We start from the raw sequence: 9,998 nt of genomic DNA, 5'->3' as shown, positions 1-9,998 counted from the left end.
CCCAGAGAAGCAATCGATCGTGACTCGCGTGTAGCTATCGGCCACCCCGGGCTCGGTGCCGTGAACCATCTGATGTGGTCGGTAGGTGAGCACCCGAACGTTCCGGTCCTCGACAGGGATCTTGAATGCAACCACGAGGGCGTCATGCACTGCGTCCATCAACGCCACCTCCTGAGCATCCGTGTACTCACGTCTGACTTCGATCAACGAGCTCGGCATGCGTTCGATCCAAGCACAGTGGAAGTCGTAGGGATCCCGGCGCGGGCAGTGGAGCGGTTGGCTGCTCGTTGATTCATCTGATGAAGTACGCAGACAGCGGATTGCAGATTGACATAATGTCGCTTATCGGCGCACTGTCGGGAGTGCGTGGTTAGGCGCGAGAGCGGCGTTCGCTGCATCGTAGGGTTGCCCGCATGCTCACCATCGTCCCGTACGCGGAGGCGCACCGCGAGGCGCTTCTCGACCTGGCTATCCGGGCTTGGGAGCCTGTCTTTCCGCTGATGCAGTCGGCCGTCTCTCCGTTCGTCTACGACGCGTTCTATCCGGATGGCTGGCGCGCCCGCCAGTACGCAGACCTCGAGGAAGTGCTGGCCCACGAGTCGGAGAGCGTCGACGTCGCGCTCGACGGATCCGATCCAGTCGGGTGGGTCTGCACGAAGATGCACCCCGAGGACAGCATGAGCGAGCTCTACGTCATCGCCGTCGATCCATCTCGTCAGCGTGAAGGCATCGCGCGGGCGCTCATGGATCGGTCGTTTGAGCGGGGACGCGAGGCCGGGATGCTGATGGTGATGGTGGAGACCGGCGATGATCCCGGCCACGCCCCTGCACGGGCCGCCTACGAGACTGCGGGTTTCGAGCGCTGGCCGGTAGCCCGGTACTTCAAAGACCTGTCGAGCTGACCGTCTAAGCGGTGACGATCAGGTCGACGACCTCGCCTGGACTGCCGTCGGTCAGGAGTGAGACGACGACGCCGGCAACATCCGCCGGCGGGATGAGCGGTCCGACGTCATGCTGCTGCTCGGGCGACAGCGCAGCCCACTCACGGTGAGCGCGCTCGAGGCCGATCCACCCCGGGACGACCGCCATGACGCGCACGTCGGTGCGCGCGGAGAGGCTGGTGGTGAATCGTCGGATGCCGGCCTTCGCCGCGGCGTACTCAGGTGACCCGTAGGCGTCGTCACCGATCCCTCCGCTGGAGCCGATCGTGACCACCGCGCCACCGCCCGTCGTGAGCCTGGGCCACAACCGTTGCGTGAGCAGCATGGGGGCGAGGAGGTTCAGGGTGACCGCCGACAGCCACGCGTCCGGGTCCGCGTCGGGATATTGATGGCCCGGAAGCCAGCCGCCCGCGTTGTTCACCAGCCCGCCCAGGTCTGATCGCCCGGTCAGCTCGTCAGCCGCCGCGTGGATGCCGTCCAGCGTGGACAGGTCGGCCACGACCGCCGACACCGTCGCTCGACTCCCCTGCCCGCCGAGCTCATCGACCGCAGCATCCAGGCCGTCGGAGTCCCGATCGAGAAGGATGACCGGACGGCCCCGGGTGAGCAGCTCGACCGCGATGTGCCGGCCCAAGCCCGACGCGGCACCGGTGACCGCGACAGCACGTCCGTCCATGTCGATGATCCTGCCTGCTACTACTGACATCCAGCGCCTAGGCTGCCGTGCGTGGAGACACGCTATCGGGTGCGCCCAGCAGTGAGCGACGACGATCTCTCGAGCGTGCTCGGAGTCCTCGCAGAGAACGAGGCACTGGCTCCGGTGCCGGCGCCTCCATCCGCGGCGCCCGAGGCATCACCTCGCCAGAGCACGACGTGGGCCCGTATTCAGCACACGTCGGACGTGACGGTCTACCTCGCGGAGTGCCACAGTGGCGCCGTCGGAACCGCGTGCCTGTCTCTGCTGCCCAACCTCACCTATGACTGCCGGCCCACCGCCTTCATCGAGGCGGTGGTCGTGACGTACGCGCACAGGCGTCGAGGAGTGGCGAGTCTCCTTCTGCAGACCCTGTTGCGAGACGCTGGAGCCGCCGGGGCCTACAAGGTGCAGCTGCTCACCCACAAACGGCATGCCTCCGACGGCGCCCACGACCTGTATCGCAGTCTTGGCTTCCAGGCCGAGGCCGAGGGCTTCCGGTTGTATCTCGAGTGACGGCCAGTCGGCCTCAGACAGGGGGACCTGAGTCGAACACCGACCAGCAGATCTGATTGCGGAGCCGCTGATCATCAAGGACGAGGTCACGGATCGCCTCGGGAAGCTGTTCGCGCTGCCACCGGCACTCCATCCGTCCGGCGTCCTGGGCGGCGGCGGGCGCGGCAGCGCGCGCCGCCTTGATCGCGTACGCCGCAGCGCCGAGCTCGTGGGCGGCGACGTGCGCAGTCACCGCCGCCTGACCCGCGGCAAAGGCGGCGTGTCGTGCCGCACCACGCAGGTCTCGTGCCGCCGCCATGGCGTGCCCGCCCGCGGCGCGGGACTCGGACATGCGGATCTCGCCTCTCCCCCACGCTCGTACCTGCTCGATCGCGAAGCGCGGCCGCGGGTCCCCAGGCTGGACCGACTCGAAGAGGTGGAGCACGTGCTCCGCGCACGCAGCGGCCCAGAGCGCCAGGAGCCGGTGATCGGAGTCGGTCAGCGTCCCTCCCCGGCGGGTCGTGATGAACCGGTCGTCACGCACCTTCGGCAAGATCACAGCCTGCGCCCCTCCCGCCCGTGGCCTGAACAGCAGAAGAGAGCACCCACCGGTGCCCTCATGTTCGATCTATAACGGACGTGGAGGCTTGCCGCAAGACCCCGCAGGTCTCAGAATCGTCGGCGTGACCGACCTGTCCCTAGTCTTATGGTTCCGGTCAAATGGCGAGGAAAACATCCAGACCTGCACGATCCCGCGATGACGATCACACCCGTTCGCAGAACCGAGGCGCCTCGCGTTCGCAGAAGTGCATGCCGAGGCCGTTGAAGGTCCGGTGCAAGCGACCCGCGCTGGTGTAGTGGACGTGGTAGCCGAGGGCCTGGACGCTCTCAGCAGCAGGCTTGCGCAGCTCCACGATCAGATTGGGAGACGACCCGTCCGACACGCACTCGTGCGTCAAGGTCCGTGTCACGGATCTGCCCTCGAGCGCTTCGGCGAACGTGGAGCGCTCGTTCTCGATCCCCGAGGTCGTCGCCTCTCCGATCACGACCGAATCCACGAGACCGAAGTCGGTCACTCTGAACCCGTTGAGCGGACGATAGGGAACGACGGACACGAGCTCGACCGAGCCTTCGTCGTCCAAGCAGACCGGTCCGAGATCCATCGTCAATGTCGCCGGGCCGGCCACGGGGCTCGATAGCGCGACGCCTGCGGTGCTCTCGTCGAACCCGTGATCCTCGATCCGCGGCCCGGCGTTGACCAACGTGTGAACGCCGACGCCGATCGCGGCGAACCCCGCCGCCGCTGACAGACCGAGCACTGCGATCTGCCGGGAGAGGTGGCGCCGCCTCGACGGAAGGCGATCAGGTCCGGCGTCACTCTCGGCGGGCATTCGCGGAGGGTAGCAGCGCGCACGGACGCCGCGCCGACGAACGTGTCAGTCCAGGCAGAACTCGTTGCCCTCGGGATCGGTCATCACGATGTGTCCCGCGCCCATCGGCGGTGAGGGCTCGTAGCGACCCACCCTCGTCGCCCCGAGCGACACCAGGCGCTCGCACTCCGCCTCCAACGCCTCCATGCGCTCGACTCCCTGGAGGCCAGGCGCAGCGCGCACGTCGAGGTGGACGCGATTTTTGGCGACCTTGTCCTCCGGCACCTGCTGGAAGAAGATGCGTGGGCCCTTGCCCTCCGGGTCTTCGATGGCCGATCGTGAGTTGAACTGCTCCCGCGGCATGCCCAGCCGCTCGAGGAACTCGTCCCAGGCAGCGAGCGGGTCGTCTCCCTCGGAGAGCTCGACCCCCGGCGGGCCTGGGTGCACGTATCCCAGCGCGTCGCGCCAGAACGTCGACAGTGCTCGGGGGTCGCGGGCGTCGAAGGTGACCTGGATCTGGCGGCTCATGGCGTTGGCTCCGTTCGTCTCCGTCTCCTTGCCGACACCCTCCCACCGAACGCCGACAGAATCATCCCCAGACGTCGCCCCGAGCGCTGTCAGCCAGCACGATCGTGGTCACGACGTCCGTCACCGCCGGCGCCGCAGGCGTGGACCCGAAGCCGAACCGCACCGGAGGATCCACCGCCCCCATGGGTCCGAGGTCCTCGCCCGCCCAGGAGGTGCGTACGGCGTCGAGACGGTGCACGTCCGTCGCGCCGTAGTACTCCCGTCTGCCCGACCCCGCGCTCCCCCGCGTCCGTACGCCCTGCAGAAGGAGCCGCGCGACCGGATCCGTAACCCTTGTCGCGCTCACCGAGGTGGCCACCCGAGGCGGGACCAGCCGCAGCAGGCGGCCGAGCGTGGTCCGGCCTCCGATGGTGAGCTCCGCGACGAGCGGGCCGGCAGAGATCCGCCACCGATGTCCACCCGGTGGCGCGTCGGCGACGACCACGGGGACGACCTCGACCCTGTCGAACTGGTAGGTGGAGGCGACCAGCCGCGCGATCTCCTCCGACGGCGCGAGCAGAGACCGCTCCCCGCTGGGACGTTCGAGCATCACGTCCGCGAAGGATCCGTACGGCGAGACATCCCATCGCCCGACGACGAACCGCGTCCCCGAAGCCGTGCCCCAACCGGCGATACGACCGGCGAACCGCAGCGTGGTGCCCACTCAGGAAACCCTAGGCCGAGGACGAGGCGCTCTTGCCGAGGCTATCGAATAACGATAGGTTAGCATCGTCTTTCGATAGAGGAGAAGCCGATGGGACAGTTCGCCGTTCTCGCGTTGCGGATCGTCATCGTGATCGGGCTGGTCGGCTCGGTCTTCATCCAAGCGGTGATGGTGCCGCTGCTCGCCGCAGATCTCGACGACGCTCCGACCGCGGTGCGCGTCCCGTTCGTCCTCATCGTGCTGCTGGGCGTCACCACTACGCAGGTCACGATGCTCTGTGTGTGGCGCCTGCTGACGATGGTGCGTCGCGGCACCGTCTTCTCGCACTCGGCGTTCCGCTATGTCGACGTCGTGATCGGTGCGATCGCCGTCGCGTCGGCTCTGACCTATGCCCTAGGAGTCGTGCTCGCCCCCGGAGAAGCAGTCGCCCCCGGCGTCGTCCTGCTGATCGGCGGGCTCGGGACGATGATCGCGGGAGTCGCTCTCCTGGTCCTCGTGCTGCGCATGCTTCTGGCGCAGGCGGTCGCGCGCGACACCGAGGCGCAGCATCTCCGTGCCGAGCTGGACGAGGTGATCTGATGCCGATCGTCGTCGACATCGACGTGATGCTGGCCAAGCGCAAGATGTCCGTGGGCGGCCTGGCAGAGAGGGTCGGCATCTCCCCCGCCAACCTGGCCGTCCTCAAGAACGGGCGCGCCAAAGCCGTACGGTTCACGACGCTCGCGGCCCTCTGCGAGGTGCTCGAGTGCCAGCCCGGCGACCTGCTGCGCTGGGAGCCCGACGATCCGTACGACGGGCGAGCAACCCTCGGCGAGGTCCACCCCCTGGCCCACGACTGACGCTAGCCTCCTCCCATGTCAGAGCTCACCGGAAAGCGCGTCCTCGTCACCGGATCCGCCCGCGGCATCGGTCGCGCCATCGCGGCGCTCGCGATCGAGCGCGGGGCACGGGTCGTCATCAGCGACGCGGACGCCGACGCCGCCGAGCAGACTCGCCGTGAGCTGGACGCCGCGGGTACGGCGAGCTGCGACGTCTCCGACGAGGCCGCCGTCGGTGCCGCGATCGCGGAGACCGTCGGCCTGCTGGGCGGGCTCGACGTGCTCGTCAACAACGCCGGCATCGAGGTGTCGAGTCCGCTCGTGACGCAGTCGACGGAGAGCTTCGACAGGATCTTCGCCGTCAACGTACGCGGGCCGTTCGTGGCCACGAAGGCGGCTGTCCCCCACCTCGTCGAGTCGGGCGGCAACATCGTCAACATCGCCTCTGTCGCCGGCCTCGGAGGCAGCCCGCTCCTGGGTTCGTACTGCGCGACCAAGGCGGCGCTCATCCAGCTCACCCGCGTCGCGGCCATCGAGCTCCGCGCCTCGGGGGTCAGAGTGAACGCCGTGTGCCCCGGCTTCGTCGACACGGAGATGGTCGATCGGCTGCGGCCTGACTTCGAGGACGCCACGCAGGTCCCGTTCGCCGACCTCGTCGGGGCGAAACAGGGACGGCTCGGGACGCCGGCCGACGTCGCCGAGGTCACCTGCTTCCTGGCCTCCGACCGCGCCGAGTGGATCACCGGAAGCCACTACGTCCTCGACGGCGGGCTCACGGCGAGCCTCGTGTAAGGCACGATCCCGCTAGCGTGGTGCGGCATGAGCGACTACCCCCAACTCCAGACCTCGGTCCTCGACTCGACGATCCCCCGTGAGCTCGCGGAGTTCTACCGCAACCTCCTGGGTCTCGACTACCGGGCCGGCGACGAGCCCGGTGCCGACGACGACGGTCAGCCGGACTGGCTGGTCCTGGTCGATGAGAGTGGCCACCGTGTGCTCTCCTTCCAGAAGGTCGAGAAGCTCACGCGGACGACCTGGCCCAAGGACGACGTCCCGATGCAGCTGCACCTGGACTTCACAGTCCCGGACGCCGCCGCGCTGCACCGCCACCGAGAGCGTGCCGAGGCGCTCGGCGCGGAGCTGATCCTCGACCGCAGCGACGATCCCGACGAGCCGTTGTTCGTGTTCGCCGACCTCTCGGGGCATCCGTTCTGCATCTTCGTCGCCTGAGGCTGCTTGGCGGTGCAAGGCGGGCGTGATGTGTCTAGCGTGAGGACATGCGTACACGTCGACTTGTCCTCGCGATCGCGCTCGCCGTGGGAGCAGCGGTCCTCTCCCCCGCCACGTCGGTGGCGACCGCCACACCCCGGGCGTTCCCGGCCGAGTTCCCGCTCCCTGACGGGTTCCAGCCCGAGGGCATCGCGATCGGTCCTGGACCGACCGCGTGGTTCGGCTCGCTCGCCGACGGCGACATCTACGAGGTGGATCTGCGGACCGGCAGGGGCGCGGTCATCAGCCAGGGACCGGGTACGGCCGCGGCCGGCCTCAAGTCGGATCGTCGAGGACGGTTGTACGTCGCCGGGGGTCCTTCCGGCACCGGCCGCATCGTGGACACCCGGACCGGTGCCACCCTCGCGTCGTACCCGTTCACGACGGGCGCCGGCTTCATCAACGACGTCGTCCTGACCAGGCGCACCGCCTGGTTCACCGACTCGCTGCAGCCGCAGCTGTACGGCGTGCCCCTCCGTCGCGGCGGGCGCCCGGCCGACCCGGACGACGTCGTGACGCTGCCGCTGTCCGGGGACTGGCAGCAGGGCACCGGCTTCGGCGCCAACGGGCTGACCGAGACCCCCGACGGCCGCGCCCTGCTCGTGGTGCTGTCCGAGCGCGGCGAGCTGCACCGCGTCGACACGAGGACGGGCCGGACGCGGATCGTCGACCTGGGTGGCTACGTCCTCACCAACGGCGACGGCATGCTCCTCCAAGGACGCACCCTGTACGTCGTCCAGAACCGGCTGAACACGATCGCGGTGTTCCGCCTCGACCGACGGGGCACGACCGGCCGCCTGGTCGACCAGATCACGAGCCCTCGCTTCGACGTCCCGACCACCGTGGCGGCGTTCGGACCGTGGCTCTATCTTCCTAACGCCCGGTTCGGGACTCCCCCGACCCCGCAGACCCCGTACTGGGTCACGCGGGTTCCCCGCACGCGCCGTTAGTCCGACCTCGACCGGGCGAGTTTCTTGCACGGTGATCGGAACTCTGTCATTGTGTACCGAACCTAGTGACTTACCTAATCTCGTGGGGACACAATGCGCACTCTTGTACTGCTCTCGCTCGTCGGGCTGGGCGCGCAGCTCGTGGACGGCAGCCTCGGCATGGCGTACGGGGTGACGTCGACGACGCTCCTCCTGGCGATCGGGACCAACCCCGCGGCCGCGTCGGCCACCGTGCACCTGGCCGAGATCGGCACGACGCTGGTCTCCGGTGCGGCGCACTGGAGGTTCGGCAACGTGGACTGGAAGGTCGTCGCCAAGATCGGCATCCCCGGCGCCATCGGCGCGTTCGCCGGTGCGACATTCCTCTCGAGCCTCTCCACCGAGGCAGCCGGGCCGCTGATGTCGGTGATCCTCCTGGCCCTCGGCCTGTACATCCTCGTACGGTTCACCGCGAAAGGGCTGCCCAAGGGCAACCTCGGCAAGCCTCTCCGCAAGCGGTTCCTCACACCCCTCGGCTTGTTCGCAGGATTTGTCGACGCCACCGGCGGGGGCGGCTGGGGGCCGGTCGGCACACCGGCGATCCTCGCCAGCGGACGCCTCGAGCCCCGCAAGACCATCGGCTCGATCGACACCAGCGAGTTCCTCGTGGCCATCGCCGCGAGCCTCGGATTCATCGTCGGCATCGGGTCGGCAGGCGTCGACTACACCTGGGCCCTGGCACTGCTCATCGGCGGCGCGATCGCCGCGCCGATCGCGGCGTGGCTGGTCCGCCACATCCCGCCGCGTGTCCTCGGGTCGCTGGTCGGCGGCCTGATCGTCCTCACCAACACCCGGACCCTGCTGACGAGCGACTGGATCGATGCCGCGGGGGGCCTGCGGTCGGTGGCGTACATCGTCATCGTCGCACTGTGGGTCTCGGCGGTCGTGTACTCGTTCAAGCGCCACCGCGCGGAGCGCGACCAGGAGCTGGCAGAGGCTGACGAGCCGAGCGAGAGCGCCTCGGTCGTCTGACCGGGCGCGGCGACTCTCCGCCGTGGTGGGATGTCGGCATGGCTCACCTCTATCAGGCAGAGATCCGCCCGACGAAGCTCGAGCTCCTCCGGCAGTGGGTGCCGACGCAACCGTGGGGTCGGTCGGCGGCAGACGGAGCGCTGGAACGCGTCGGCGCCTTCCGTTTCGACGATCCCGACGGCGAGGTCGGCATCGAGACGTTCCTCGTCCGCACACCGGGAGGTCCGCTCCTGCAGGTGCCGCTGACCTACCGGGCGTCCGCTCTCGAGGGTGCCGATGCGGCGTTGATCACCACCATGGACCACTCCGTCCTGGGCCGGCGGTGGGTGTACGACGGGTGCGGCGACCCCGTCTACGTGCAGGCGGCACTCGCGGCCATCCGTACGGGCGGTCGCCAGGCGGACGAGTTCGTCGAGACCGATGCCGGCCTCGTTCGGCGCGAGCCCACGACGTTCGTGACAGGCAGCGGCTCGCCCGGCACGCCGGTCCCCGAGGTGGTGGCGCCGGTGGCTCGCAGCGACGCCGAGCAGACAGTCGTCGACGCCGACCAGGCCTCGCTGGTGGTCCGCCGCGTGCTTGTCGGCGCAGACCTTCAGCGCGGGACACCGTCGCCGTACGCCCTGCTCGGTCGGTGGCCGGGTCAGGACGACGAGGTGGAGCTCGTCGCGGTCAGCCCTCGGCCAGCCGAGGCGGGAAGCCGCCCGTAGCGACCGGCCCCCACCGCTCGATCGAGATGCGGATGATCGACTTGCCCTGCTCGACCATCGCCCGACGGTACTCGTCCCAGTCAGGGTGCTCCCCGGAGATGGCCCGGTAGTACTCCACCAACGGCTCGACGGAGTCCGGGAGATCGATGACCTCTGCTGTGCCGTCCACCTGCACCCAGGCGTCGTTGAAGTCCGCCCCCAGCGACAGGACCGAGGCGGCGGGACGCCGCCGGAGGTTGGCGACCTTGGCGCGTTCGGGGTAGGTCGAGACGACCACCCTCCCGGCACCGTCGACTCCGTAGGTCACGGGACTCATCTGCGGAGACCCGTCTTTGCGGGTCGTGTGCAGCACGGCATGGCTGCGGCCGCGCAGGAACGCGAGCAGCGCCTCGCGGTCGACCGTGTCAGCGGTGGCGATGCGCCCAGGCACGACGTCAGCCCGCCACTGAGATGTTGACCATCAAGCCCACAGCGAACCGATCCTTCAGCAGGCCGATCGAGACGCCCCACGG

General features: G+C 68.8%; 15 protein-coding genes. 9 read left to right on the top strand and 6 right to left on the bottom strand.

Annotated features, from left to right (window positions below):
- Positions 1-413: 413 nt before the first annotated feature.
- Complete coding sequence (locus PV363_RS12695) at positions 414-902, top strand: GNAT family N-acetyltransferase (RefSeq protein ID WP_220341732.1); 489 nt, start codon at positions 414-416, stop codon at positions 900-902.
- Between the two features lie 4 nt (positions 903-906).
- Here the strand turns inward: PV363_RS12695 and PV363_RS12690 are convergent, their stop codons facing one another.
- On the bottom strand, positions 907-1,617 hold the full coding sequence (locus PV363_RS12690) for an SDR family oxidoreductase (RefSeq protein WP_301022498.1): 711 nt from the start codon (positions 1,615-1,617) through the stop codon (positions 907-909).
- 51 nt (positions 1,618-1,668) lie between these two features.
- On the opposite strand from PV363_RS12690, the gene PV363_RS12685 reads away from it, so the two are divergent.
- Entirely contained in the window at positions 1,669-2,151 is a 483-nt protein-coding gene (locus PV363_RS12685; protein WP_301022497.1) for a GNAT family N-acetyltransferase, read from the top strand.
- Positions 2,152-2,164: 13 nt separating this feature from the next.
- On the opposite strand, the gene PV363_RS12680 is transcribed toward PV363_RS12685, so the two are convergent.
- The 4 genes from PV363_RS12680 to PV363_RS12665 form a co-directional block, all read right to left on the bottom strand.
- Complete coding sequence (locus PV363_RS12680) at positions 2,165-2,689, bottom strand: putative immunity protein (protein WP_220345123.1); 525 nt, start codon at positions 2,687-2,689, stop codon at positions 2,165-2,167.
- Positions 2,690-2,894: 205 nt separating this feature from the next.
- Complete coding sequence (locus PV363_RS12675) at positions 2,895-3,521, bottom strand: hypothetical protein (protein WP_301022496.1); 627 nt, start codon at positions 3,519-3,521, stop codon at positions 2,895-2,897.
- 45 nt (positions 3,522-3,566) lie between these two features.
- On the bottom strand, positions 3,567-4,028 hold the full coding sequence (locus tag PV363_RS12670; RefSeq protein ID WP_220341727.1) for a VOC family protein: 462 nt from the start codon (positions 4,026-4,028) through the stop codon (positions 3,567-3,569).
- A gap of 61 nt (positions 4,029-4,089) precedes the next feature.
- Complete coding sequence (locus PV363_RS12665) at positions 4,090-4,731, bottom strand: hypothetical protein (RefSeq protein ID WP_220341726.1); 642 nt, start codon at positions 4,729-4,731, stop codon at positions 4,090-4,092.
- Between the two features lie 90 nt (positions 4,732-4,821).
- On the opposite strand from PV363_RS12665, the gene PV363_RS12660 reads away from it, so the two are divergent.
- The 7 genes from PV363_RS12660 (at position 4,822) to PV363_RS12630 (ending at position 9,486) form a co-directional block, all read left to right on the top strand.
- Complete coding sequence (locus tag PV363_RS12660) at positions 4,822-5,310, top strand: DUF2975 domain-containing protein (protein WP_220345120.1); 489 nt, start codon at positions 4,822-4,824, stop codon at positions 5,308-5,310.
- Complete coding sequence (locus tag PV363_RS12655) at positions 5,310-5,570, top strand: helix-turn-helix transcriptional regulator (RefSeq protein WP_301022495.1); 261 nt, start codon at positions 5,310-5,312, stop codon at positions 5,568-5,570. The genes PV363_RS12660 and PV363_RS12655 overlap by 1 nt, the downstream gene beginning before the upstream one ends.
- A gap of 15 nt (positions 5,571-5,585) precedes the next feature.
- A complete protein-coding gene (locus tag PV363_RS12650; RefSeq protein ID WP_220341723.1) occupies positions 5,586-6,341 on the top strand; it encodes an SDR family NAD(P)-dependent oxidoreductase in 756 nt (251 codons plus the stop codon).
- Positions 6,342-6,368: 27 nt separating this feature from the next.
- Positions 6,369-6,779 carry a VOC family protein gene (locus PV363_RS12645; RefSeq protein WP_301022494.1) on the top strand — a complete coding sequence of 137 codons (411 nt, stop codon included), beginning with the start codon at positions 6,369-6,371 and terminating at the stop codon, positions 6,777-6,779.
- A 47-nt stretch (positions 6,780-6,826) separates the two neighbouring features.
- Positions 6,827-7,768, top strand: coding sequence for a superoxide dismutase (locus PV363_RS12640; RefSeq protein ID WP_301022493.1), 942 nt, complete (start codon positions 6,827-6,829; stop codon positions 7,766-7,768).
- Positions 7,769-7,861: 93 nt separating this feature from the next.
- A complete protein-coding gene (locus PV363_RS12635) occupies positions 7,862-8,779 on the top strand; it encodes a sulfite exporter TauE/SafE family protein (protein ID WP_301022492.1) in 918 nt (305 codons plus the stop codon).
- 38 nt (positions 8,780-8,817) lie between these two features.
- Positions 8,818-9,486, top strand: a complete 669-nt coding sequence (locus PV363_RS12630; protein ID WP_301022491.1) for a hypothetical protein — start codon at positions 8,818-8,820, stop codon at positions 9,484-9,486.
- Here the strand turns inward: PV363_RS12630 and PV363_RS12625 are convergent.
- Entirely contained in the window at positions 9,449-9,916 is a 468-nt protein-coding gene (locus PV363_RS12625; RefSeq protein WP_220365118.1) for a PPOX class F420-dependent oxidoreductase, read from the bottom strand. The genes PV363_RS12630 and PV363_RS12625 overlap by 38 nt on opposite strands.
- Positions 9,917-9,998 lie beyond the last annotated feature (82 nt).

Source organism: Mumia sp. (genome assembly GCF_028803055.1).
GTDB lineage: Bacteria > Actinomycetota > Actinomycetes > Propionibacteriales > Nocardioidaceae > Mumia.
This window is presented reverse-complemented; position numbering and strand designations above follow the sequence as displayed.